Source organism: Olegusella massiliensis, assembly GCF_900078545.1.
GTDB classification, from domain to species: domain Bacteria; phylum Actinomycetota; class Coriobacteriia; order Coriobacteriales; family Atopobiaceae; genus Olegusella; species Olegusella massiliensis.
In genome coordinates, this window is record NZ_FLLS01000002.1 from 28,834 (window position 1) to 54,989 (window position 26,156).

Annotated in this window: 24 protein-coding genes; 2 read left to right on the plus strand and 22 right to left on the minus strand. The window is 50.2% G+C overall.

Features of this window, described 5'->3' with window-relative positions; all coding sequences use genetic code 11:
* Nucleotides 1-52: 52 nt before the first annotated feature.
* On the minus strand, nt 53-1,594 hold the full coding sequence (locus BN4314_RS00365) for a L,D-transpeptidase family protein (protein WP_068539178.1): 1,542 nt from the start codon (nt 1,592-1,594) through the stop codon (nt 53-55).
* A 136-nt stretch (nt 1,595-1,730) separates the two neighbouring features.
* Between BN4314_RS00365 and BN4314_RS00370 the strand changes: the two genes are divergently transcribed.
* On the plus strand, nt 1,731-2,549 hold the full coding sequence (locus BN4314_RS00370) for a TrmH family RNA methyltransferase (protein WP_068539180.1): 819 nt from the start codon (nt 1,731-1,733) through the stop codon (nt 2,547-2,549).
* A gap of 8 nt (nt 2,550-2,557) precedes the next feature.
* Here BN4314_RS00370 and ffh read toward each other — a convergent pair whose 3' ends face one another.
* The 16 genes from ffh to BN4314_RS00450 form a co-directional block, all read right to left on the minus strand.
* On the minus strand, nt 2,558-3,976 hold the full coding sequence (gene ffh / locus BN4314_RS00375) for a signal recognition particle protein (RefSeq protein ID WP_068539182.1): 1,419 nt from the start codon (nt 3,974-3,976) through the stop codon (nt 2,558-2,560).
* Nucleotides 3,977-4,030: 54 nt separating this feature from the next.
* Entirely contained in the window at nt 4,031-4,939 is a 909-nt protein-coding gene (gene ftsY / locus BN4314_RS00380) for a signal recognition particle-docking protein FtsY (protein ID WP_021735114.1), read from the minus strand.
* On the minus strand, nt 4,939-8,481 hold the full coding sequence (gene smc, locus BN4314_RS00385; protein ID WP_068539184.1) for a chromosome segregation protein SMC: 3,543 nt from the start codon (nt 8,479-8,481) through the stop codon (nt 4,939-4,941). Before smc ends, ftsY begins: the two co-directional genes overlap by 1 nt.
* Nucleotides 8,481-9,248 carry a ribonuclease III gene (gene rnc, locus BN4314_RS00390; protein WP_021734887.1) on the minus strand — a complete coding sequence of 256 codons (768 nt, stop codon included), beginning with the start codon at nt 9,246-9,248 and terminating at the stop codon, nt 8,481-8,483. Before rnc ends, smc begins: the two co-directional genes overlap by 1 nt.
* Nucleotides 9,249-9,257: 9 nt before the next feature.
* Complete coding sequence (locus BN4314_RS00395) at nt 9,258-9,494, minus strand: acyl carrier protein (RefSeq protein ID WP_035097881.1); 237 nt, start codon at nt 9,492-9,494, stop codon at nt 9,258-9,260.
* A gap of 67 nt (nt 9,495-9,561) precedes the next feature.
* Nucleotides 9,562-10,560, minus strand: coding sequence for a phosphate acyltransferase PlsX (plsX, locus tag BN4314_RS00400; RefSeq protein ID WP_021735026.1), 999 nt, complete (start codon nt 10,558-10,560; stop codon nt 9,562-9,564).
* A 99-nt stretch (nt 10,561-10,659) separates the two neighbouring features.
* On the minus strand, nt 10,660-10,839 hold the full coding sequence (gene rpmF / locus BN4314_RS00405) for a 50S ribosomal protein L32 (protein ID WP_021735096.1): 180 nt from the start codon (nt 10,837-10,839) through the stop codon (nt 10,660-10,662).
* Nucleotides 10,840-11,002: 163 nt separating this feature from the next.
* Complete coding sequence (locus tag BN4314_RS00410) at nt 11,003-11,554, minus strand: YceD family protein (RefSeq protein WP_035097883.1); 552 nt, start codon at nt 11,552-11,554, stop codon at nt 11,003-11,005.
* A 5-nt stretch (nt 11,555-11,559) separates the two neighbouring features.
* Complete coding sequence (locus tag BN4314_RS00415) at nt 11,560-12,051, minus strand: hypothetical protein (RefSeq protein ID WP_021734844.1); 492 nt, start codon at nt 12,049-12,051, stop codon at nt 11,560-11,562.
* Between the two features lie 89 nt (nt 12,052-12,140).
* Nucleotides 12,141-12,650, minus strand: coding sequence for a pantetheine-phosphate adenylyltransferase (gene coaD, locus BN4314_RS00420; protein WP_068539186.1), 510 nt, complete (start codon nt 12,648-12,650; stop codon nt 12,141-12,143).
* Complete coding sequence (gene rsmD, locus BN4314_RS00425) at nt 12,631-13,266, minus strand: 16S rRNA (guanine(966)-N(2))-methyltransferase RsmD (protein WP_232309692.1); 636 nt, start codon at nt 13,264-13,266, stop codon at nt 12,631-12,633. Before rsmD ends, coaD begins: the two co-directional genes overlap by 20 nt.
* Complete coding sequence (locus BN4314_RS00430; RefSeq protein ID WP_325062662.1) at nt 13,263-15,365, minus strand: ATP-dependent DNA helicase RecG; 2,103 nt, start codon at nt 15,363-15,365, stop codon at nt 13,263-13,265. Before BN4314_RS00430 ends, rsmD begins: the two co-directional genes overlap by 4 nt.
* 84 nt (nt 15,366-15,449) lie before the next feature.
* The gene (locus BN4314_RS00435; RefSeq protein WP_021734882.1) at nt 15,450-17,114 is read right to left on the minus strand and encodes a DAK2 domain-containing protein; all 1,665 of its coding nucleotides are present in this window, start codon (nt 17,112-17,114) and stop codon (nt 15,450-15,452) included.
* Nucleotides 17,115-17,201: 87 nt separating this feature from the next.
* Nucleotides 17,202-17,546, minus strand: coding sequence for an Asp23/Gls24 family envelope stress response protein (locus BN4314_RS00440; RefSeq protein ID WP_035097790.1), 345 nt, complete (start codon nt 17,544-17,546; stop codon nt 17,202-17,204).
* A gap of 162 nt (nt 17,547-17,708) precedes the next feature.
* On the minus strand, nt 17,709-17,897 hold the full coding sequence (gene rpmB, locus BN4314_RS00445) for a 50S ribosomal protein L28 (protein WP_021626077.1): 189 nt from the start codon (nt 17,895-17,897) through the stop codon (nt 17,709-17,711).
* 275 nt (nt 17,898-18,172) lie between these two features.
* Entirely contained in the window at nt 18,173-18,376 is a 204-nt protein-coding gene (locus tag BN4314_RS00450; protein WP_021735091.1) for an FmdB family zinc ribbon protein, read from the minus strand.
* Between the two features lie 133 nt (nt 18,377-18,509).
* Between BN4314_RS00450 and BN4314_RS07970 the strand changes: the two genes are divergently transcribed.
* Complete coding sequence (locus BN4314_RS07970) at nt 18,510-19,868, plus strand: thiamine diphosphokinase (RefSeq protein ID WP_082911102.1); 1,359 nt, start codon at nt 18,510-18,512, stop codon at nt 19,866-19,868.
* Between the two features lie 56 nt (nt 19,869-19,924).
* On the opposite strand, the gene BN4314_RS00460 is transcribed toward BN4314_RS07970, so the two are convergent.
* From BN4314_RS00460 to BN4314_RS00480, 5 genes are all read right to left on the minus strand, one after another.
* Nucleotides 19,925-21,361 (minus strand): RsmB/NOP family class I SAM-dependent RNA methyltransferase, encoded by a 1,437-nt coding sequence (locus tag BN4314_RS00460; protein ID WP_082911103.1) that lies wholly within the window; start codon nt 21,359-21,361, stop codon nt 19,925-19,927.
* On the minus strand, nt 21,361-22,287 hold the full coding sequence (locus BN4314_RS00465; protein WP_325062663.1) for a methionyl-tRNA formyltransferase: 927 nt from the start codon (nt 22,285-22,287) through the stop codon (nt 21,361-21,363). Before BN4314_RS00465 ends, BN4314_RS00460 begins: the two co-directional genes overlap by 1 nt.
* A gap of 1 nt (nt 22,288) precedes the next feature.
* The gene (def, locus tag BN4314_RS00470) at nt 22,289-22,840 is read right to left on the minus strand and encodes a peptide deformylase (protein ID WP_021734881.1); all 552 of its coding nucleotides are present in this window, start codon (nt 22,838-22,840) and stop codon (nt 22,289-22,291) included.
* Nucleotides 22,841-22,944: 104 nt separating this feature from the next.
* Nucleotides 22,945-25,278 (minus strand): replication restart helicase PriA, encoded by a 2,334-nt coding sequence (priA, locus tag BN4314_RS00475; protein ID WP_021735038.1) that lies wholly within the window; start codon nt 25,276-25,278, stop codon nt 22,945-22,947.
* Nucleotides 25,279-25,292: 14 nt separating this feature from the next.
* A complete protein-coding gene (locus tag BN4314_RS00480; protein ID WP_187369517.1) occupies nt 25,293-26,075 on the minus strand; it encodes a TetR/AcrR family transcriptional regulator in 783 nt (260 codons plus the stop codon).
* Nucleotides 26,076-26,156: the final 81 nt, after the last annotated feature.

A 26,156-nucleotide genomic window follows, 5' to 3' on the forward strand; every position in this document is an offset into this window, starting at 1 on the left:
GTCGTGCGAGAGTTTCTATATTCTTCCCATTGATACCCATAGCAGATAAAAATTAGTCGTGAACCACAACAACATCGCCCACTGAGACTAATTTATAGAGAGCTTTTGCCTTATCAGGAGGAAGGTTAATGCAGCCGTGACTGCCATTGGACTTGTAGGTGTCACCGCCAAATTCACTAGACTTGCGCCAAGAGGCATCGTGGAAAGCATATTGGTTGTCAATAAAAGGAACCCACCAGTCTACATAGCTCGTATAGGTGGGCTTGCCCTTAGAATCTTTAAAGGGCGAGACAAGTTTTACTGGAGAACCTGAAGATGCCTTAGAAGTCATATTGGAGTTGATTGAGTAAACTCCCGTCGGGGTGCTGTAACCCTTGTTGCTATTTCCAGAAACAAAACTAGACTCCCAAAGCGTTTTGCCCTTGTCATACAACACGGCATGTTGCGTGCTGAGATTGACATCAACCCAGCGGTCCCCCCAGTCTGCTCCCCCATCAGCATGCTTGACGGCTTTTTGTTTCATCGAAACTTCAATGCTTGCTGATTTGCCTGCTTTAACATTACTCACAATACTGTCAGCTACATCAGCACCATCAATAACCCAGCCATAACGACCACCACTAACACTAACTTTGCCGCCATCAGGCAACGAATAGGTACGGGTAGAGCCCACGGTATCGAGTTGCTTTGATAGATCCCCTTGAGTCCATTTCTTGATTGCATCAGCATTAATAGTGGCTTCATTTTTATCAGAAATAGAAACCCAACTGCCAAGCTTATCTACATCGACTTTTGCTACTTCTTTGCCCTCAATCGTCAAAGACTGGGTTGCTTTGAGCATAGAATTTGCCTTTTCAACCGCTTTTTTGAGCGTCTCATCATCGTCTTTGACGGTAGGTTGGATATACGCATCTTTGGTAAGTTCAAGAGTTTCTTTGAGATCGGTAAAGGCTTTTGCAACCTCAGTCTCAACATAATCTGTGTTGAGCGTGGTGCCTTCTTCAGCTGGAATAATCTGGAAGTTTTTCGACTTATCATCAAAGCGAGCACTGGCATTTTTGGGCTGCTTTGCCCCAGAGTTATGCTCTTCTACAAGCTTAGCTACAACCTCTTTCAGTTTGCTCTGATCAAAATTTGCTGAAAGGGGAAGTTTAACCACATGAGAACCCCAAGCACGCACTGGCCAAAACCAGGGTTGCTGAGTGGTCATGGCACTACGAGCGTAGGCATCGCCATCGATTTTTAGTGACACATCAGAACCATTAAGCTCAAGCGTCTGACCATCAGGAATGCTGACCGTAAGATGCGAACGCTCTCCTGTTTCAACTTGAGCTTGGGCGATTTCTTTAGCAAATTTCAGCGACACATCTTTGCCGTCTAAAGTGGTCGAAGGATAAAACGCATTACTAAAGAGAAAGACTCCGCCAAAATACACCACAAGCAAAACTCCAAGTACCACCAAAAGGGGAACCAAAGAGCTTTTCTTTTTTGGTTTGTCATCCAAAGTGGGTGTAGGAGATGGACTAACACTTGTCTGTTCAACACCCAAATGTGCATATGCCGCACTGTGGCGCGGGTAATTATTTTGAGCCATATCAACATTCCCCCGGCGACGCAGCTTATATGCTGCGCTGAAAAACACCTCTGAACTCTTAGATACAAGAAATTGTTCCCATTGTTAGATAATGGTAACGCTCTCTGAGAAGATTTTACGGAAGCAAGAGGTTTTCATGCAGCGCATAGATATTTCCAATCTTGACGACCCTCGTCTTGCAGCATACCTATCTTTAAGCGGCAGACAGCTCAAACATGTACTCAATCCCGACGCTGCAGTCATGATTGCAGAATCACGTTTAGTAATTGAGGTTGCCCTTAAGGAGGGATTTTCTCCTCGTTCGCTTTTTATTGATCAGCGCCGTTTTGAGAGCTGTGCTGATATCTTTGCCCAGCTTGACCGTGATGTACCTGTTTTTGTCGCTCCAACTGAGCTCATGAGCAAGGTGGTGGGCTATACCGTTACCCGTGGTATTCTGGGCTGTTTTTCTCGGCCAAAGCTACGCGATGCACAAGAGGTATTAGCGGGTGCAAAAAGGATTGCCGTACTTGAAGATATTGTTGACGTAAGCAATGTAGGTGCGATTTTTCGCTCAGCAGCAGCACTTGGTGCCGATGCAGTGCTCCTTGCTCCCACCTGCGCTGACCCGCTCAATCGTCGCTCCTTGCGCGTTTCTATGGGGACCGTACTGCAGGTGCCCTGGGCATATCTTTCCGCGCCTTGGCCGCAGGAGGGCCTGGGGCTCCTACATAAGGAAGGGTTTTTCTGTGCTGCACTTGCTTTAGATGAGCACGCACTACGCCTTGACGATCCCGCACTAGTTCAACATGAAAAGCTTGCGCTTTTCTTGGGCACTGAAGGCAGCGGACTTGCGCCTGAGGTATTAGCTGGTTGCGATGCCAGCGTTATCATCCCCATGAGTCATGGGGTCGACTCTCTCAACGTTGCTGCTGCGAGTGCTGTTACCTTTTGGCAGCTCTGCCAAAAGGAGTAAAGAGAACACTAGAAGCGGCGCCCACGCTTGCCACCAAAGCCGGGCATACCACCCATACCAGGCATGCCGCCCATACCGCGCATCATCTGCTGCATCTGGCGCTTTGCTTGTTTGGAATTACCACCCATAGTGCCCGTCATTTGACGCATCTTGCCCATCATCTTGTTCATTTCGCCCCACTGCTTGAGCAGTTGGTTGACTTCCTGAACGCTGCGACCAGAACCCGCTGCAATTCGCCGACGACGCTGACCGTTAATCTGCTTGGGGTTGGTGCGCTCCCCCGCTGTCATTGAGTGGATCATGGCCTCAATGCGTGTAATCTGCGTATCATCAAGATTTCCACCCGCTTGAGCCATCATGTGTTCGCCACCAGGAATCATGCCGATCAGCTTGCCCAGACCTCCCATTTTGCGGATCTGTTGCATCTGCGAGAGCATGTCATCCATCGTAAAGCCAGACTTGAGCATGCGCTCAGCATCAGCAATATCCTGCTCAGAAGCAAGCTTTTCAGCCTGTTCGATAATGCCAATAACATCACCCATACCAAGAATACGCTTGGCCATGCGGTCAGGATGAAACACCTCGAGCGAGTCGGGTTTCTCACCCATAGAAACAAACTTAATAGGCTTACCCGTAACGGCACGTACCGAAAGAGCTCCACCACCGCGCGCATCACCATCAAGCTTGGACATGATGACACCATCAAAGTCGGTACGCTCGGCAAAGGTAGACACAACATTGACGATATCCTGACCACCCATAGCGTCAACTACCATGAGGATCTGATCGGGCTTGACAGCCTGCTTGATTGCAATTGCTTCTTGCATCATAAGCTCATCGATTTGCAGACGGCCTGCAGTATCGACAATAACGATGTCACACATGCGATCAACAGCGTTTTGAACGGAGCCACGTGCGACCTCAACTGCATCTTTGCCCTCCCCGCGCCAAACAGGCACACCAATCTCTCCGCCAAGGGTCTCAAGCTGATCAGCTGCGGCGGGACGGTGAGTATCGCAGGCAGCAAGCAAAGGACTGTGGCCTTGCTTCTTGAGCAAATAGGCAAGCTTAGAAGCCGCAGTGGTCTTACCAGAACCCTGTAGACCCACCAGCATAATGACATTAGGTGTGCGATTCTGGGCAAGTGCAAGCTTGGAATCAGTGGTACCCAAAAGCTCAGTCAGACGGTCAAGAACAATGCGCACAACATTTTGAGCAGGACTTAACGAACCTAAAACCTCAGCAGTCATGCAGCGTTCCTTGCAAGCTGCCACAAAATCCTTGACGACACGATAATTAACATCAGCTTCAAGCAGAGCCATGCGAATCTCACGCATAGCTGCATTAATGTCGTCCTCAGTCAAGCGGCCTTTGCCGCGCAGCTTGGAAAAAGTATCTTGCAAGCGATCAGAGAGACTGTTGAACATATATATCCCTTCTAGGGTCATACGCTAAAAGACCTACGCAAAGTCATAGCTAAGCTATGCCGTGACATCTCCCACCAATGCTGTCGTATAAGAAAGCGCATCAAAGGACTGTAAATCCTCAATACCCTCACCGACGCCTATACGATAAATCGGCAGTTTTAGCTCATGTGAGATAGCAATAGCAATACCGCCCTTGGCTGTACCGTCAAGTTTGGTAACAATCAGACCATCAATATCAAGCGCATCATTAAACTCACGCGCCTGAGCAAGACCATTTTGCCCAGTTGTAGCATCAATCACCAAAACTACCGATACGGGAAATACACCATCGGCACGTTTGCGCGTGACGCGCACGACCTTTTCAAGCTCACGCATAAGTTCAGGCGAGGTATGTAGACGACCTGCTGTATCGATAAGCACGAGCTGACTGTCATTTTTCTCAGCAGCATCTAGAACGTCATAGCAAACGCTCGCAGGGTCTCCTCCACGCTCGCGCGTAATGACAGGCACATCGGCTCGATTACCCCAAATTTGCAGCTGCTCGATAGCAGCGGCGCGAAAAGTATCCGCACCACCAATCACAACAGCTTGACCAGCAGATTTTGCTGCGCCAGCTAGTTTTCCTACCGTGGTAGTCTTGCCCGCACCATTGATACCAACAAAGAGCACACAGCTCGGCAAATCAGAAAATGGGTCACATTCAGCGGGTGTAAATGCCTGTGCGAGACGCTTTGCCAAAGCAGAACGCAACTGATCAGGACGAACAAGATTTTCACGAGCAGCCTGCGCACGTAAATCATCGGTAACCTGCATTGCTACTTCGCCACCGATATCGCCCATTACCAGACGATCTGTGAGGTCCTCCCAGAAGTCCTCATCAACCTCGCCACCCATATAAAAAATCTCAGAAAGCGCCTCACGAGAACGAGAAAGACCTTTCTGCAGGCGGTCCATAAAACCCATTAGGCATCAACTACCTTTCCTGTTGCGCGATCAAGTCGCTGACTGATCACACGACTGACACCATCAGCACGCATGGATACACCATACAAGACATCCGCTTGTTCCATCGTGCGCCTTTGGTGGCTGATAACAATGAGCTGGGTCGTTTCCTTGAGACGTTCAATGGCATCCAAAAGCTTTGTGAGGTTGGCATCGTCTAGCGCGGCTTCAACCTCATCAAAGATATAGAAAGGTACGGTACGCGTCTTGTATACGGCAAAAAGCAACGCCAAAGCCGTAAGCGATTTTTCTCCACCGCTCATCAGAGTCATTTTTGCAATACGCTTACCGCGTGGCTGTGCTGAAATCTCAATACCCGTCTCATCGGGATGATCGGGATCATCCATCTCAAGATGTGCTTTGCCACCAGGGAAAAGCAAAGAAAAAACCTCAGAAAAATTGGCGTTAACCTGATCAAAAACGCTAAGGAACCTCTTGCGCATTTTGCGTTCAATAGCCGAGGTAATTTTGCGCAAGGAAGTACGCGCACGCTCCAAATCCTCAACCTGAGAGGCTATGTAGTCAGCGCGTTCTTTGAGCTTGCCATACTGATCCATTGCAGCCTCATTAACAGGACCTAAGGATTCCAGCTGATGAGCAATACGCTCGGCGCGACGTTCGCTCTCCTCACGATTGTCAGGAGCGGGCAGCTCAAGCGCCTCCTCAAGAGGCATTCCAGTCGCTGCAATAGCCTCAACAGCGTGCTTGACTTCGACTTGAACTTTACCAATCTCAATTTTAACTGACGCTTCTTCAGCCTTAGCGGCATCCAGCTCTTTTGCTGCAGTATCAGCCGCTGAACGTGCCTCCGAAATGGTCTTTTTCAAAGAATCAGAGCTTGCTTCTTCAAGAGAAGCGCGGTCGCGAAGACGCTCTGCCCACTTAAACGCATATTTTCGTACGGCATCATAACGCTCATGGAGCGGCTCTACACGCAGACGTACCACATCCAGTGATGCAGCAGCTTGACGTGTTGTCTCAAGACGCTCGGTAAGTTGTTTAACCGAGCGCAAAAGTTCACGCTCACGAGACTCAAGATGAGTGCGGCGCTCAGAGGTTGTCGCAAGACGGAGCTTGGTTTCCGAATACCTGTCTTGGGCTTCGCGCTCTGCGCGACTTGCACGACTACGCTCAGCATTGATCTCCTCAAGCTGAACAGCAATTTCTTTTGCACGCGTCTGTGCATCATGGGCTGCTTGTTTATGGCGCTGTACCTGTTCGCGAGCCTCAGAAACCTTATCAGCAGCGGCCTGACGAGTACGCTCAACTTGCTGTTTTTCGGACAAGGCCGAGTCATGCTGAGCTGCAAGGCGACCCAATTCAGAGGTAGTTGAACTCAGCTCACCCTTCATGCGTGCAAGTTCACCACGAGCAGCAGAACTTTCATCCCGTGCTGTAGCTAAAGCAGCCTCAGCGTCAGCAAGACCTGTGATTGCTGTTTCCAAATTAGTCTGAAGCTGTGGTATAGCTGCGCGGAGAGTACGCAGACGACGTTTGCGCTCAAGAGCACCTGCCGAGGCAGAGGCAAGCTTACCTACTGATGTGCGACCATCACCATGAACCACTGCACCATCAGCAGACACAAAGCTTAGTCCGGGATACTTCTCATGTGCTTGCAAAGCCTGCTCAGCGCTTTCTACATAGCGCACACCATCTAACAGGCGCGCAACTAATGTCTCACAGCCTGCTTGCGCCACAACTTTACTTGCCAAGGCAATGCCTGGTAGATTGTCTGCATCCTCATGCGAAATCGAGGGATTCTCAAGGAAAAGCAGCGTTGCTGTTCCCTTGCTATTCATCCCAAGAGCAGTTTGTGCAAGCAGACCTGCTTCCTTGACACTATCGACTACCAGAGCTGCTAGATCGCCGCCAAAAAAAGCTTCAAACGCCGCCTCAAATTCAGGTGCTGCCTCCATCACATCAGCTAAGCGATAGCGAATCAAATCCTTTTGAGGACCCTGAGCTAGGGCTGCCATCAAGTCACTTTGATTTTCTCCTGCACGATCGAGAGCCTCTGTCGCAGCAAGATCTGCTTCTGCGGCAGACAGGGCCTTACGTGCGGATACTTCATGCTCACGTGCCAAAGACACCGCCTGGCGGCAGTCAGCAATATGTTGCTCGGCAATATCTTGGTCAGCATGTGCCTGAGCAAGCGATGCCTCAAGCTGAGTTTTACGTGCTTCAGCCTTTTCTGTGGCGGCATCATTTTGGGTGAGCTGCTCGGAAATGCGAGACAAACGCTGCTCATAGAGTTCGTCTGTTGTCTCAGCAGACTCAATCTGATCACGCAAGCGCGCATACGCAAGCGTTTCGGTATCAGAATCATGCTGTGCCTGACGCTGCTCATTGTTGAGCTTGTTGACTTGCGCTCCCAATTCACGACGCTGCGCCGTAGCTTCCTCAAAGCTCTGCTTGAGTTCCTTCACAGAACTACGCAGCTCAGTTTCGGCACCTCGCGCTTCGGCAAGCTCAGATGAAACTGCAGAAAGCGAATGTTCAGCATCCGCACGCTGCGTCTCTGCAGTCGATAAACTCATACGCATTTCAGAAAGGCGGGCAACCATGTTTTTGCCCTTCTCCTCCAAAAGACGTATATCCGAATCCATGCGCCCTAACAAATCTTGAGTACGGCGACGCTGACCATCGAGATCACCAACAAAAATGCCTTTTTGTTCAAGCAGCGACTGATATTTCTCAAGTTCATGATTGCGCTCGTCAAGACGATACTGAGCAAGCTCTACTCGAGCCGCTGCTTCATTGCCAGTACTACTCAGCTCACGATGACGCAGTTGCAACTGACGCAAGTCATCAACGGCAAGCGAGGTGCGAATGCCTTGAAGCTGCGTTTTTAGATCCTGATGACGGCGTGCTTGATCTACCTGACGTTCGAGGGGACGCAATTGACGATTGAGCTCGCGCTGCACATCTTTGGCACGAACTAAATTGACATCCATTGCTTTCAGCTTGCGCTCGGCGCGCTCCTTGCGGCGACGATGCTTGGAAATGCCTGCTGCCTCCTCGATAAGCTCGCGGCGTTCCTCAGGACGTCCTGACAAAATTGAATCCAGCTTGCCCTGACTAATAATAGAATGGGTATCTTTGCCCAATCCTGAATCATGCAGGATGTCTTGAATATCGCGCAAACGCGAAGGGGCACCATTGACCAAATATTCAGACTCTCCAGAGCGATACATACGCCGTGTGAGTGCCACTTCAGAAAAATCAATAGGAAGTGTATGGTCCTCATTATCCAAAACAAGGGTAATTTCTGCCACACCCACTGGCTCACGAGCAGAGCTACCTGAGAAAATAACATCTTCCATAGCTTGACCACGCAACATACGCGCGCTTTGCTCGCCTAATACCCAAAGCACCGCATCAGATACGTTTGATTTGCCCGAACCGTTAGGTCCTACGACAACGTTAAGACCAGGGTCAAAAGACATCTGCGTTTTGTCAGCAAAGGATTTGAAACCCTTGAGGGAGAGTGACTTGAGATACATCAGTCTTCCTCCTGATGTTGGGAAAAATAATGCGAAAGTGTCATGGGGGCTGTGGGGTTGGGGGCTGTAGCATCCTCAATATAGCCTAGACGCGCAAGAGCATCTTGGGCCGCAGCACTCTCGGCATCTTTTTTTGAGCCACCGCAACCACGGCCAATACGCCTACCCTGTACTAGCACTACAGCATTGAAAGTGGGTTGATGAGCAGGGCCACTTTGTCCTACGATTTTATATTCGGGACCCTCATGCAAATCACGCTGGGTTACTTCCTGCAGGCGCGACTTAGGTGAAATAGGTCGCTCGGCAATTTCAGGGGTAATATGTGGGCCCAAGGTACGGTGCACAAAATCATGTGCTTTTTCGTACCCGGCATCCAAATACAGTGCACCAACAACTGCCTCATAAACATTCTCAAGAGCAGATCTCATACCGCGAGCGCCCGTACCACGCTCTGACTCACCAAACACGATAAGTTCGCCGATGCCCAAATCCTCCGCCACCTCGGCCAACATAGGGCCTGAAACCAGAGAAATTTTGAGACGGGTAAGTTCACCTTCATCCATCTGAGGAAAACGCTCAAATAAATCCGTAGCGACAATGGCTCCCATAATGGAATCGCCTAAAAACTCAAGGCGTTCGTAGGAGTCGGAGACAGGATGGCCCTCGACGGCTGAGGGGTGCGTAATGGCAGAACTAATCAACCGCTGATTGAGAAAATGATGTCCAAGAATTTCCTCAATAACGGCGATGCGTTGGTGCAATTTCAAAAGAGCCCCTTACTGTGCTTTCAAAATGACGTCTATCGCGTCGCCAATAGTCTCAATCTCACCCAGGCCATCCTCGTCCACGGTGACTTCAAACTCATCTTCCATGGCAGTTACCAGCTCAAGCATGTCAAAGGAATCAGCACCCAAATCGTTGAAGCTTGTAGTTTCGGTCAACTCGTCAGCATCAACCTCAAGGGTCTCAGCGATAAGCATGGCGACCTTGTCAAAAATTTCGCTGCGATCCATCATTGCGTCCTCTCTGAAACAACAAATCAAACAAATACTTCGAGAAGATTGTAACTCCATAAGCACCTTATTTTGTTGCCACAAGCTCATCGGCTATTTTGGCAACAAGTCCAGAATTGACTGCAGCAGCAGCTGCAAGGGTACCGTGCTTAACTGCCTGAACTGAAGTAGCACCGTGACCAATAAAAACGGGTGCTTTACAACCCAAAAGTACTGCTCCACCGTATTCGTCACCCGAAAGTGCAAGGGCTACTTTTTTAAGAGGCGATTTAATAAGCAGTGCGCCAAGACCAGCTACAGCTGATGTCTTGGCAGCTTTTTTGATTTCAAAACCCAAAAACTTTGCGGTGGCTTCAAGGGTCTTGAGTGCCACATTGCCTGTAAATCCATCGGTCACAATAACGTCAAAGGCATCTCCAAAAAGATCAGATCCCTCACAGTTGCCCGTAAACCAGCCTGTATCAGCTGCAGCCTCTACCAGCGCTTTATGAGCTGCAAGCGTTGCCTCAGAACCTTTGGTCTGTTCTGTGCCGTTAGAAAGCAGAGCCACTTTGGGGTCTGCTATCCCCAAGGTTACCTTGGCAAAAGCGCGTCCCATTTGAGCAAACTGCACCATCATTTCGGGACGAGCATCTGCATTGGCTCCAAGATCCACAAAAATCGTCCTATGCGCGCTGCCACTTGGCAGAGCTGCTGCTAAAGCAGGACGCTTTACGCCGCGAATCCTACCCACGCCAAGAGTTGCTGCTGCAAAAATCGCACCTGTTGCTCCTGCAGAAAAGAAACCGTCGGCCTTGCCCGCCCTCAGCGCTGCACAAGCGCGAACAATTGAAGAATCCTTTTTGTTGCGAACTGCCTCAGCCGGATGTTCTTCCATGCCTATGACCTCAGTTGATATCAAAGCCTCAACACGAGGTTGCGCAGCAGCAAACGGCTCCACAAACTCAGCTGCACCAACAGCCAAGATATGTAATTGAGGATCCTCAGACAAAGCAGCATCAATTCCATCAAGAACTACCTGAGGCTCTTTGTCTCCGCCCATCACATCAACACAGATGCAGGTCATGCGGAACTCCTCTCAATTGGCAAACCACGCCTAAACCTAATAAAAAAGGGTCGACCCCGCATGGAGACCGACCCTCAGACTGACCCTTGCAGCATGAGGCTACTCGGTGACAATGACCTCGCGGTCCTTGTAGTAGCCACAGTTGGGGCACACATGATGCGGCAGCTTGGGGGCGCCGCAACGGGGGCACACCGAGCGGCTAGGTGCCGTGAGCTTGCTGTTTGCCGAACGGCGGGTGTGGGTGGCACCGCGACCCTTCTTTTGCTTAGGAACTGCCATGTTGACCTCTGCTTCCAACTCATCTCGCACCGTCTGTAGTCTATGCGACGGCACGGTCCTACCTAATCACACAAAACGAAATTGTAGCACGCATATAGACTGTGTGCCACTATCTGCATATCTTTCTCTCAAAATGCCGCAGGAGCACGTATGCGACACGATGTTAATCCTCCAGTTTAAGCTCCTTGAGCTTGGCAAAAGGACTTGATGACAATCTGTCCTGCTCAATTTGAGCTGCATGACCACAATCTTGTTCATTAAGGTTAGCGCCACAGACGGGACAAAGGCCGCGACAGTCAAGCTTACACAAAACGATGAAGGGAGTTTCCATCAGCAGTGCTGCATTGAGTGCTTCAGATAAGTCTATGGTCATATCAGTCGAGACTAACGAAAAGTCAATCTCATCTTCATCGTCACTCAAGCTAGCAAGATCAGGCTCATGGAAGAGAAAATACTCGTCTACTTCACCCGTAACATCAAACTCAGCCTTCTCAAGACAGCGATCGCAGGAGCCAACAACATGCGCATGGAGCATGCCTGTAGCCAAAATGCCTTCACCAGCATTGGTGAGCATCAAATCATAATCAATACCTGCAGGGAGCGTGAAGTCACGATCGCCGAGGGTATAGCCTTCTTCATCAAGATGACCCATCAGCGGTAGGGTACTACCAGGATCTGCAAGTCTTGCGTCTAAAGAAATAATCAGCGGCTGCATGCCGTCTACCAACCTGCCTCTTCACGACGAGAGGAAGAGCCTTCCTCTATCGTCTGACGGACTCGCGTAACTGAGCTCGTCATCGACTTAAGGTTGTCCTCAAGATGAGCAAGCACAGAGTCTGCATAGGACTCGGCATTGTAGCGTGTATCTCGCTCATACTGAGAAGCTTGGTCACGAATCTGATCGGCTTGATGCTGAGCCAAACGAACTACCTCTTGGTCGCCAGCCAAAATCATCGCCTGTTGCTGAGCATCAGCGATGATAGCATCAGCCTGCTGCTGCGCACGATCAAGAGTCTCCTGCTCTTCCTTGACAATGCGACGTGCGTCGGCGAACTCCTGGGGGAAACGATCACGAATCTCATCCAGGATCTCGTAGATCTCCTGGGCGTCGACAACCTTCTTTTGAGGACCGCCAGCAAAGGGTTGCTTTGCCTCACTGATGATCTGCTCGAGCTCGCCGACCAGGCTCTCGATCTCCTCACCTGGCTGCATCTGGGACTCCTTCCGTCCTGAGTTCGTTTTGAGCAAGCTTACGTCCAAGCTGCTATATTTCACACTTATTTTAGAATGGTAGCAGAAACTTAAGCACCATAATGCTCAAGCAAGCAAGACTGCACATTGGGCGGTACCAAAAAAGACACATCGGAGCCCAAAGAGGCCAACTCACGCACAATTGATGACGAAACATAGCCATATTTGCTTGCCGACATAACAAAAATAGACTCAATATCCGAATCAAGACGTGTGTTCAGAGCTGCTTGTTGAAGCTCATACTCAAAATCGGTCATTGCACGCAGACCCTTGACCACGCCACGAGCATCGAGCTGCTGACAAAAACTCACCAGCAGACCACTAAAGGGCTTTACGTCCACATCATCAATACCTTCTGCATGAAGCGCATCGACAATCATAGATACTCGCTCGTCCAAAGAAAATGCCGTACCTATCCCATTTTTGCCCTGAGAAGCTGCTACTGCTACCGTAACTTTGGGAAAGAGGCGCCGCGCACGTTCAATGACATCAAGATGCCCAAAAGTAACGGGATCAAACGTACCAGGCACCACTACATGATTAATTATTTGCGCACTCATATACACATCCCTCGTCAGCTTCATTCGTCTTGTTGACATCATATATCAGCAGATCAACAGTAGTAATTCCTTGCTTTTTTGACTTCATAAGCATTGCGTTAGGCAAAGTAAGACCAGAATTCTTGGCTTCATGCTCATAGAGTATGCGTGCTGATGGAGCAAGCAGGCCTTGTTGATCAAGATTTATAACCAACTGAGAAATCTGCCCCGCTGAAATCGCATAGGGCGGATCAAGCAAAACGAGGTCAAAGGGAGCGCCCCAAAGACCCCCGCGCTTTACGAGCGCCCATACATCACCTGCGACTACTCGTGTCATTCTTTGTGCCTGTAGCGCTGCGCAATTACATTTGATTACCGTAGCAGAATTACGATTGATATCGACAAAAGAGCAGCTTTCTGCCCCGCGAGATAGCAGCTCAAGTCCCAACGCTCCGCTTCCCGCAAAGGCATCAAGTATGTGTACACCACTCAAATCCAAAGCAAAAGATGACAAAACCATTGAGGCAATACGTTCACGTGTGCGGTCTGTTGAGGGACGTGTTACCTCACGACCTTTGGGTGTCTCAAGAGCTTTTCCTTTCCAAATGCCACCTACAATGCGCAGCCGCCCATTCATACGCGTTCCACCTCTTCAAAATACACCCCAAAGCGATCGCGCAATTCTATGGCAAGGGGAGCATGCTCAGGTAGCTGAAGTTTTGGGTCTGCTTGCATCAAAGCAAGTGCATCCTCGTGAGCCCACCCAATCAAATCCTGATCGCTTGCAAGATCAGATAGTTGCAAATTCATGCCGCCGTGTTGGCGATAACCTAACACCTCTCCCTCATGACGCAATTGAAGGTCGAGCTCTGCCAATTTGAAACCATCGGAGGTTGCTTCTAGCGCATCAATACGCCTCCGAGCAGGGCTATTTTTCTTTGCTGCACATACCATCCAAGCAGAACCTGCATACTGTCCTCGACCAACACGTCCCCTCAGCTGATGCAAGGTTGCCAAACCAAATCGATCAGAGTCAAAAACCAGCATGACGGTAGCCTGAGGCACATCAACACCAACCTCAACAACCGTAGTGCACACCAGCACCTGAATCTCGCCACGGCGAAATTGCTCCATCACAGCATCTTTGTCAGAAGCACTCATGCGGCCAGTCAGCATAGCCACCTGTGCCCCAGGTACCATGCGCTGTACCTCAGACAAGGTAGAAACAACCGAGTGTAGCTGCTGAGTAGCAGCTTTATTCATCTCGGGAATATCTTCAAGATCGCCACCCTCATCACTCTCGTCAATCAAAGGGCAGACTACATAAGCAGCTTGACCTGAGGCGACAGCAGTGCGTATAGCCCCCCAAGCAAGATCTAAATTGGCGGGAACCACCGACCTCGTTGTTACACCAGCGCCTGCGAGGGGACGTTTTTTAATGACAGAAGAGTCCATGTCGCCATAGAAAGTCAAAGCAAGAGTACGCGGAATAGGTGTTGCTGTCATGGCCAACAAGTCTGCACCAGGACCTTTTCGCCGCAACGCTACACGTTGGTCAACACCAAAACGGTGCTGCTCGTCAACCACAACAAGACTGAGCTTATGAAATTGCAGCGTATCTGAGAGCAAAGCCGTCGTACCAAATACAATGCTGCATTTTCCTGCTGCTATAGCTTCTGTCATATCAGCGCGCTCAGAGCTCGAAGTTGCACTCGTCAACAAAGCCCAGCTAATGTTTGCTCTATCGAGCAGAGGCCCCAGTTTTTCAGCATATTGACGAGCCAAAACTGAAGTCGGTGCCATCATAGCCGCCTGAGTACGACTATCCGCACAAGCCGCCAAAGCCAAGGCAGCAACGACAGTCTTGCCTGTACCTACATCACCAAGAAGCAGACGATTCATCACTTGGGGAGCCGCCATATCTTGCAGGATCTCTCGACTGGCACAGCTCTGCTCGTCTGAAAGCTTAAAAGGTAAAGCAGCAGTGAGAGCATGCAGATGCTCTCCATGTATACAGTGTTGCACAGGCTGCACGCCCGCATCTTGTAGACGCTGTCGCACGCGTAGAGTTAATTGCAAACAGAGCAACTCATCATAAGCAAGACGCCGACGGGCTTGTTCGGCCTCCGTTTTGCTATCAGGGTAATGAATTGCACGCAAGGCAGGGGCAAGGCCCATGAGCTGACGGTGCGCCAGAAGAGTTGCCGGCAAGAGATCGCAAACGTCTCCAATATCTGCAAGGGCTGCTGAGGTTAAACGCCTCATCCAGCCCGCACCCAAACCCTCCGTTAACGCATAGTGGGGAATCAAACGAGCGAGATGCGCTTGGTCATTATCACGGTCAAGCTTTTCCCAAAAAGCAGGATTCATGCGTCTAAAACCATAGCCAAAGCGCACCTTGCCCGAAAGCATAATGCAATCCCCCGGCTGTATCTGATCGGCGACCCAAGGCTGACGAAAAAACGTTGCCAACATAATGCCCGAGTCGTCTACCAGTGCAAGTTCAACCAATTGCAGACGAGGTTTAGGGTGCTTAAGCTCAACCTTATCTACAGTCGCAATAATCGTTGCATCGCTTCCCACCTGCGCGAGCGCAATGGGAACTACGCGAGAATAGTCACTGTAGCGCGTAGGAATATGCAGTAGCAGATCTCGAGCACGCTCGATATCCAACCTTGCCAAAGCTCCGCCGCCCGCAGCGCCAGAAAAACGAGATGCATACCTCAATCTGGACACCCCGGCTGCAAGCAAAGCTGTCCTTTGCAGGCGACCTGCCGCCTCACTAATACTGGGAGCATGCCCCATAGGGACTCCCATCACCTACTCGATAGAAAAAATCACAGGGTACAGAGGTTGCTCACCGCGCTGGGCATCAATTTCGAGATCAGGCTGTGCTTCCTCAATACGCTCTTGGAGCTGCTCAAAAGCCTCATCATGCATTTCAGAACCAGCAAGCAGCGTGAGCGTATCGCCTTCCTCCTCATCCATCATTTTGGCGATAAGGTCAAGTGTAACCTGAGCTATATCGCTACCAACAACGGTAATTTTGCCGCCCTCAATACCCATAATGTCACCGGAGTGGATGGGGCTGCCATCAGCTGCCTGTGAATCGCGAACCGCGGTAGTAACCTCACCATCACGAACATCAGCAATTGCAGCGCGCATCTCTTCAATGTTGTCCTCAAGACTTGCCTCGTAATCAACAGCAAACATGGCAGCAAATGCCTGAGGAACCGTCTTGGTAGGAACAACCGCTGCTTTCACATCTTCGCAGGCGCTTACCGCTGCTTCGGAAGCCATACGAATATTGCCATTATTGGGAAGCACAATAACCTGCTCCGCATGAGCACTTTCAATAGCCTCAAGAATATCGGCAGTTGACGGGTTCATCGTCTGACCACCAGAAACTACCACATCAACACCCAAAGACTTCAAAATCTCTGCTTCACCACTGCCTGCAGCAACAGCGACAAAACCTAAGGGTTTGCGAGGCTCATGGGAAGCTGATTTTGCATCCTTATCAGCAGCAATCTTTTCGGTACGCTCTTGAGCCTCAAGGTCCATATTGTGTACAAAAACATTGTAAATCTGGCCACGATGCAACATATGACGCAGAACATGATCGGGCCTGTTGGTATGCACATGAATCTTATAATCAGGGTTGGAGCCAACAAGCAGCTCACAATCGCCCTGAGCAGACAAGTAACCAAGGCACGCTGCCTCATCAAACTGGGCACTATCTGCATGGAAGAGGAACTCCGTGCAGTAACGGAACTCAGAACCCTCCCAATCATCGTTAAGCTCAATGTCAACCACATTGGCAACATCTGCTTTGGCATCAACGGTTGTCTTGAAGGCAGTAAGCTCGCCTGACTTTCCTTGATAAGCATTAACAAAGGCTTCAAAGAACGTTGCAAGACCAAAGGCACCAGAGTCAACAACACCATTTTCTTTGAGAACAGGAAGCAATTCGGGAGTACGTGCTACCGACTCATATGCCTCAACTACTAGTGCATCAAGCATGTCAGGAACCGAAATCTTGGTACGAGCAAGTTCATCTGCTTTGGCAGAAGTATCCTTGAGAACAGTCAAAATGGTACCTGCGACTGGTTTGCGCACAGCCTTGAAAGCAACCTTGACACCATTGCGTAGAGCAACTGCGATATCGCCAGGAGTTGCATCTGCGCCCTTGGCAAGAGTCAAACCCTCGGCCACACCGCGAAGAATCTGACTGGTAATAACACCTGAATTACCGCGGGCACCCATCAGGGAGCCATGAGTAATCGCCTTGGCAATGTCATCTACCGTAGCTGAACTCGGCAGAGACTCAACTTCCTTGACCACAGTACCCAAGGTTAAAGACATGTTGGTACCCGTATCACCATCGGGCACGGGGAAAACATTGAGTTTATTAATTTCTTCTGCCTTGTCGGCAACGACCTGAGCCGCAATCGGAAAGCATGTGCGGATAACTTTGGAAATCATCTTTGATCCTCTTGGCTGTGTGGGCAAAGGCGCAATGCGAATCTGCCGGACGGACGTCTCTTGCACGGGGTTGAACGTTTAAGCTGCCTAGCTTACGCGCATGCCCTCAATGTGAACTTTGACCTCAACATCATTGAGCTCGGCAATTTGGCTCAAGATGAATTTGACTGCGCTCACAAGGTTTGAGGAAACCTGGCCAATATTGACACCAGACTCGACTACCACATGCAGGTCAACAACAACCGAAGAACCCTCGGCGCTCACACCGATGCCCTTGCGCAGACGATAGGTTGGAAGCAGGCGAATAACACCTGTCTGAGACTCAGTGTCGGCCATACCCACGACGCCGTAGCATTCGAGGGCAGCGTAACCCGCAAGGTCTGCAATACAATCGTTGGAAACCTTGAGGATACCTGGGGTGGCGTTTGCCATGACCTCTCCTTCCATACGGTTGAGATGTCCTCTCAACCCAGAATATTCTTTGGAAAGTATAGCGCACCAATACATGCTAGCGGAGTTTTGGCACAAAAGCTGCTGACACACAAATGGGGCCCCCGAGGGAGCCCCTAAACTTCAGAGTAAATTCCACCGACGCTATGCGCGCACGAGATTGCCCTTCTTAAGGCAGCGGGTGCAGACATTAATCTGGACTCGACGGCCATCCTTGACGACATGAACGCGCTGGATATTGGGCTTAAACGCACGATTGACCGTACGGTGAGAGTGGCTGATTGAACGACCAGCAACGGCATGCTTGCCGCAGATATCACAAACCTTCGACATACTTCCTACCTCCAAGGCGGCGCTCCTGCGCCCGTATGGGCTCCGCGCCCGCAAACTGCATAGCCGTATTAAAATAGCACACAATGTGCCTCATGCAAGGGAAAACCCCTACTTATTGTGTTGATTGTGAACAAGAAACCCTCAAAGTACACAGTAATTACGACTACTTATTCCAAAAACTTTTTTCCCATACGCTCTGCTTACGTATTCCTATGGCACATACGTAAGCTACTTTCATTCTACCTGTAGTCTTACTGCTACAGCGCACACAGCAACTATTTGCCTGTGCTCGAAGCTAAACGACCACGTTGATCGGTGTTGTAGTAACCAGAACCTTTGAACTCAATACCATAGGTTTTGAACATACGCTCCGCGTGCAAGCCGCACTTAGGACAAGAAATCTCAGGATGAGCACTCATAGAATGCTCAATTTCAAAAACATTGCCACAGGAGCTGCATTTGTAGTCATAGCGTGCCATTATTCCTCCGAGTAAATACCTTTACGATGTGTTTCTCAAAAACACTCTACCCAACCTTGGGAAAATTCTCCACGTCACGTATCATCTGACAAAAATATGACAAGACAACAACAAACCACGAGGAGAGCTCCATATGAAAATTTCGGGTGCGATTTTTGATTGTGATGGCACGATTCTTGACTCTATGCCCATGTGGAACAAGATATTTCCCGATTGGCTGAATAGTCATAATATTCCTCATGCTCACATGCTTGCCGAAAAGTATGAATACATGAATTTTCAAGATGAATGCTTTTTCTTCCATGATGAGTTTGGCGTGTGTGCTAGTCGTGAAGAGGCTCTTGCTGAAGTGTGCGCACTAGTACGCGTAGCGTACAGGACTGAAGCTGCGCCATTTGAAGGTATTGACCTATGGCTTAAGACACTTAAGGCGGCAAAAATTCCGATGGTGGTTGCCTCGTCTACCACAACGTCTTTGGTCAAAGAGGCACTTGCCTATCATGGCTTGCTCGATTATTTCTTGGACATACTATACACAGGCGATGTTGGTGTCGATAAAACACAACCTGACATCTATTTTGCTGCTCGTGAGGTACTGGATACACCTATTGATGAAACATGGGTATTTGAAGATGCGCCATTTGGTGTGAGCACTGCTCATAAAGCAGGATTTCCCACCGTATGTCTTTTTAACGACCATGATGGACGCGATGAGAACTTTATGCGCGCCAACTGTGATGTTTTTGTCCATGGATACCCCGAATTAAGCTTAGATTTGTTAACTGACTATGCACGTTCACTCACCACAGCACCAACAGGCACCATGAATTGCTTGGTAATAGGAGGTTCTCCCGTACCAAGCTCGACAGATCTTGTTACACGTCTTGCCGCTGATGCTGACTGGATTGTCGCTGTCGATCGCGGGGCTGAGACACTAAAAGCCGCAGGTATTAAACCCGATGCATTTTGTGGAGACGACGATACGGCAAGTCCTGCTACCTGCGATTGGGCCCGCTCGGTAGCACGAACTTCTTTGCTGTATCCCACAAAAAAATATGCAACTGATCTTGCCATTGCCCTTAAGAGCGCAACGCATGAAGCAGCGCGGCGCAACTCAAATTTGCGCCTGACGCTCAGCTGTATCTCAGGTGGCAGGCAGGACCATCAGTTGGGCGTTTGGGGCAACTTAGCAGCCTACGTCAATGCCTGCCCGCATATTGTGGAAGACAATGAAGGCTCTGCTTGGGAGTGTCGTCTGCTCTCCCCTGCCGGAAAGACCAGCTGGACACTTAATGCTGAGGCTGTGGGTAAGACTTTTTCTGCAGTAGCATTGACGCCCAATACCCTTGTCAGCGAAGAAGGATTGCGCTGGGAAGTCAATCATAAAAGCTTCGCCTTGCTTTCCGATGTGGGCATCTCCAACGAAGTTATCTCTGAAAATGCTTGCATTAGCTGCCACCAAGGCATCCTTGCCTGCTTCTTGCTGTCCTAGCGACATTTTTTCTATCTTAACCTGCGATAAAGTATGAATCGCCGACACAAAATGGTTTAGACGCGGCGAAGAAGAGCGCAAAAATGACCATCAAAGGAAGTAATGCGGGGATGCGAGGCAAAGTAGCCCTCAGACGTAACACACGATGCCACAAGTCCGTATGCCGCATCGCTTAAGGAGCGCACGGCAGGAGCCTCGAGTACAGAGACTTGCTCAAATGAACGACCTTCGGAGCTCTCGAGAAATGCTCGAACTACGCCCGTATTCTCCTGCTCGAGCAAAGAGCAGGTCGCATAGGCCAAACTACCCCCCGGACGCACGCGCTGAGATGCAGCGCGAAGCATGCGTAGCTGTAAGGCGGGCAGTGAATCTGCTCTATGAGCCATCACCGACGCACGTGAAAGGCCCCAAACAATTTCTGGATGGCGGCGCAATGTGCCTGTGCCCGAACACGGCGCATCGATAAAGACCATGTCAAAACCGCCACTTAGTGCAGTGGGCAGTTGCGGCGAGTCGAGTTGGGAAGCGTCAAAACAAAGGTTTTGTGTGTGAGCAGAAACTCCCGCTACGGCCATACGGCTGGATGCAAGCCGCACCTTGTAATCTTCGGAATCAATACTCACTATTTCAGCAAGACCACCTTGCTCGAGCGCAGCCATTTGCAGTAACAATGTTTTGGTACCTCTGCCCTGACCCACTTCCAACACATGCTGGCCCGGAAGCGGTCCCGCAATTCGGGCAACCATCTGAGCGGCTAAATCTACGGGAAAGACAAGAGCATTGCGCACCAATCCCGAAGGCGCCAAGCGAGCAGGATTTGTCACCTGCCAAGAGCCCGGAATTGCTAACGGCTGTACTTCAAGACGAGCCTGTTGCATCCGTCGCATAGCTTCTTCGAGGCTCAACATCGCCAAGTTAGTTGCAATATACACTGGTGCTGGTTGGAGGTGCGCCAAAGCGCACTCACGACACACTTCTTCACCGCATGAAGCCAACAGTTGATATACCAACGGCTCGGGCATTCCACAGGCAATCGCAATATCTTTGGCAAGCAAATCTGAACTGCCCTCATATATACGGTGCTCAGCTTCACAGACAGCTGCAATATCGTGCTCGGACACACGATGCAAGACCGCATTGGCAAGACCTGCCGCACGCGGAACAACACGGCGCACCAACTCAACACCTTGACTTATAACCACTGCTGTTGGGGTATCCAACCAACAGAGCTCATAGCAAGAAACGCGCAGTGCATCCCGCACACGTGGCTCAATATGCACTCCATGTCGCAAGTGGGAGTCAATCATGGTATCAAGTGAGCCGACTGTAGCCGTCACACCCAAAGTCAAACGAGATGCTAAAGCCCTGTCTCGCGGCGCAAGCCCACTCATCGCTCGAGATGTGCGCAACAAATCGCGCATATGTGCCCCCCGCCGACGGCGCTCGGACACCATCTCAAAAGCAACTATGCGTGCAGGCGAGAGGACAGACACTAGCTATCACCCCAGACAAGGTCCCCGCGAAGGCCAGCTACCCAAGCTGAGACGGGCATTTCTCGCTTACCATCAGGCTTTACCAACAATAATTCCAACGCACCATCGGCACAACCCAAAAAGAGCCTCGCACCATCAATCAATACTTCGCCAGCAGCGATATGTACGGTAGGCGCAGCAAGCGCACGCAAGATGCGCACCCCACGTCCGCATACCATAGCACGCGCAGGAGCAGCATCAGTAGCCGCTCTAATACGTAACAAATTGGTGTATGCATCATCAGCAGGCGTCAGGCGCATTTCTGCTTTGCTTATCTTTTTTGCATAACAGACCTGAGCAATGTCCTGCTCAGTCCATCTGTCAGTACCTGCCTCCATCTCATGAATGGCCTCTATCAGCTCAGCAGCACCAAGTTCAGCTAAGCGCTGGGTAATTTCTACGGCCGATAGCCCTTGAGGGTCGATAGATGCTTGTCGGCACCAAGGTCCCGCATCAAGTTCATGGGCAATACGCATAATCGAGATACCAATACGATCATCATCAGCGAGGATAGCGCGCTGAATAGGAGCGGCACCGCGCCAGCGCGGTAGCAGCGACCCATGCACGTTAATCGCACCAAATCGCGCTAAATCAGTCGACAGGATCTCATCTGGCAAAATCGCACCATAAGCAGCAACAGCAATTACATCGGGTACTGCCTCACGAATGCGCGCAATCTCAGTTGCACCAATACGTTTTGCTTCGATAACACGAATACCCAGGTCAAGCGCACGCTTTTTAACAGGAGATGCTATGGGATCCTTGCCTCGCCCACGCACCGCATCAGGCATAGTTAGCACAAGCGCTACATCAAATTCATTTGATAGAGCAGATAGGGAGGGCACAGCAAAATCGGGAGTGCCCATAAAGACGACTCTCAAAGACATGCTAGTCTTCCTCCCCAACATCTCCAGGCTGAGCACCACGAGCAAGTGCAGCCTCAAAATTGCGCATAGCTGCTGCACGTGCCAAAGGACGCAGATGGTCAACCATGGTCACACCGTGAATATGGTCAATCTCATGCTGCAAACACACTGCCAATAGATTATCACGAGCCTCATATTGCATGAGCTCACCATCAAGATTGAGGGCTTGCACAATAACATGAGAGGGGCGCGTGACCTCACAAGTAATACCAGGATAGGATAGGCAGCCCTCCCCTGTTGTACGTTCAGGACCGTCCGCCACAATGATTTTAGGATTGATAAGCACATAAGGGTTCTTACGTCCAGCAGGCTCGGCGTAGTCAACATCAATAACAACCAGCTGTACCAGTTGACCCACCTGTGGTGCTGCCAATCCAACACCGTCAGTCGCATACATACCCTTAAGCATATGCTTTGCTAATTGCCGCACATCGTCATCAATAGTCTTAATCGGCTCACACTCAACATGCAAACGCTCATCAGTACCAAAGACAATATCTTGAGCCGCACTCATAGTTACTCCTTAGAAAAATGCTACCTAAAAGTAGCGCTTAGGCAACATAAGTGTTTCCTCACAATCATACCCATAAAACGGCATGAGGTATCGACCCATGAGACTCACATGAGGTCAGCGGCATCCACATCAATTGCCACCATAATGCCTCGCGGTAATTTTGCAGCTTTTACACAGGCAGAAAGCATGGGACCAGGTTTTGAATGAAGAGGAGATTTAACTAAGATATGCCGGCGGAAGCGATCCTTAACGCGCGCTTTGATGCATTCAGCGGGACCTAGCACCTCCCAGTTATCTGCATCATCAAAGTTTTTAATGGCAGCACGTATTGCCTCGGCAAGCTTTGCGCTACAACGTTTAACCTGAGGCTCGCATGTCCCCCAAAGCAACACATTGGAAAGACGAGTAAAAGGCGGATATGAGGCCTCAGCGCGCAGATTAAGCTCACTGTCCACAAACAACTCACGGCGATGCAACGCTACCGATGCAATAGCGGGATGGGCCGCCCAATAACTCTGTACAATGACACGCCCTGCTTTATCACCGCGCCCCGCACGACCCGCCACCTGTTCGAGCAAATCATAGGTGCGCTCAGCAGCTCTAAAATCAGGCAGCTTAAGTGTCGTATCAGCGTTAATAACGCCCACCAAGGTAACCTCGGGAAAATCGAGACCCTTAGCAATCATTTGCGTGCCCAACAAAATGGCGCAATTTGCATCATCAAAACGCTCAAGTAACTTTTGGTGCGCGCCCTTGCTACGCGTTGTATCTGCATCCATACGAATTATTTCGACATCATCCCCAGCTTCCCCCAAATCATTGAGCAAAATATGTAGTTCATCTTCCACGCGCTGCGTACCTACTCCATACGCCCCCATATAGTGACTCCCGCAATTGGGGCAGCGTGAGGAGGGATCGGGATAACTTTTTTGTGGCCACGAGCGCCCACAGCTATGACAAACCAGCTCATGGGTGCGTTCGTGATACGTCAGCGCGGTAGAGCAATGCGGACATTCAGGCACACAGCCACATTCTCGGCACATCAAAAAATGAGCAAAGCCACGTCGATTAAGGAGCAGTACTGCTTTTTCACGATGGCGTATGACATCTTCTAATGCCTGTGTGAGTGGTAAAGAAAAAAACGTCCGTCTACCTGCAGCAAACTGCTGAGTCATATCCACAATTTCAACTGATGGCAACTCTGTAGTACCTGGTCTCTCGGGCATCTCAACACGCGTCCAAGATACCCCCGCATAGCTGCCTTGACGGCAACGCTCAAGACTTTCAAGTGACGGTGTCGCAGAACCCAGTACCAAGGCGCAAGCGCGTTCCTTGGCCATGCGCGCCGCCACCTCACGTGCATGATAGCGTGGCATAGAGTCTTGCTTGTAAGAGCCCTCATGTTCCTCATCAATCACAATAAGACCCAAATTTGCCACAGGAGCAAACAAAGCAGAGCGAGCACCTACAACCACATGGGCCTGCTCACGGCGCAGCATATCCCATTGATCAAAACGCTCTCCCACTGAAAGACGGCTATGTAGCACCGCAACATCTTCGCCAAAGCGACTGCGAAAACGCCCGACAGTCTGTGCCGTCAAAGAGATCTCAGGAACAAGCACCAACGCACCCTGGCCAGCTGCCCGAGCTTGTTCAATAGCCGCAAGATACACTTCGGTTTTGCCTGAACCCGTCACACCATCAACTAAAACCACGTCACCACAAGCAGCAAGACGTGCCGCCTCAATTGCCTCAAGTGCGTTTTTTTGTCCCACAGTCAGCATGTTGGGTCGTGTTGCGTGAGCGCTTGATAAGCTCGTCGTCTCTTCACTTCCGCGAATGTGCCGGCGGAGTTCAATACTCACGACACTGCGTTTGGCAAGCGCGTTGACAACCGCACTTGCCCCTGGCACCATCGCCGCAAGCTCTGCCATGCGCTGAGGGCCCGCGGCAAGCGCAGCAAGTAACTCCCGCTGGCGGGAGGCATTTTTTTGAGGAACAAAAGAAAGCCCCGCTTTGCTCAAAGAAACCCAGCGGGTATCGATAGGCCCCGCTTTTTCACGCACAAGCTCCCAAGGTGCATCAGGTGTTACCCGATGCGCACGCAACTTTTGCCCTGGTGCCAAAAAAAGCCGTAGAGCCACCGCAAGCGGACAGGCGTATTCAGCCGCCAACCAAAATGCAACACGTGCTGCAGCTTCATCAAAAGCTGCTTCTGCTAAAACCTGCTTGATAGGCAAAATTTTATTACGCGGCACATCTGCAGGAGGAGTATCAGACAGCGCCACTACATAACCCACGGCAATTCTGCCAGAAAAGTTCACCAGAACTGTCACGCCTATCTTTACCTGGGACACAAGCTCAGCTGGAATAGCGTAGTCATAGGGACGATCAAGTTCGCGCGTTGCGATATCAACCACTACTGCCGCAAAGACCATGAACCCAACTCCCTCTATGCATCAGAGCTATGAGAAGCAGAGATACCAAACTCCACCATGCGAATAAGTCGCTCAATCAGCTCGTCCACATTGGTATTGGGTTCGATTTCAATTTGACGTGAAGCCCCAAAAAAAATCATGCCGCAAATACTTGCCGCAACCACTTCGGGATTGCCTTCAAAGTTAACCAATCCCTCACGTTGCGCGCGTATCAGTTGATGAGAAACCAAATGTGTAACGCGCGTATAGCGATTTTCGAGCCGCGGCAACATAGAAGTGCCATCCTTGAGTAGTGCTGTGGCCATTGCGGCAATAAAAACTCCACCATCATGCACTGAGTAACACAGCCGTCTTACCATCGCGCGCATGGCTTCGTGAGAGGAGCTCGCATGAGCAACATCAATCTCTAGAGAGCTGACAAAATCCTCAACCACTTGTGAAAAGAGTTCCTCCACAATGGCATCGCGATCAGCAAAGTAATAATAGAGCGCTCCTTTGGAAATGTTGCAACGTTCAGCAACCTCGCCAATCTGAAAATCAATGCCGCCACGCTCCCTGATAATGTCGGAAGCTGCTGCAAGAATACGCGCACGCGTGCGCTCGGACTTGCTCAATCGATTGGCTTCACGCATCTTTGCTGTTTTTGCTTCAACCGCATTATGAGCAACCTTGCGAGCTGCTGTACGCACAGCCTGATGCGCTGCTTCAACACGACCAACTAGTTCTTGGATGCCTGGCGCGTCAACTCCAACCACATGGTTGAGCGATTTGTTATTTTGAGCTTCTTTTGCAGCCATATCTCTCACCACATTTGGTATGTATGCGCCAAGTGCATAAGGCACCTGACGCATGCATTGATTGCGAGCGTTTTCTTAATA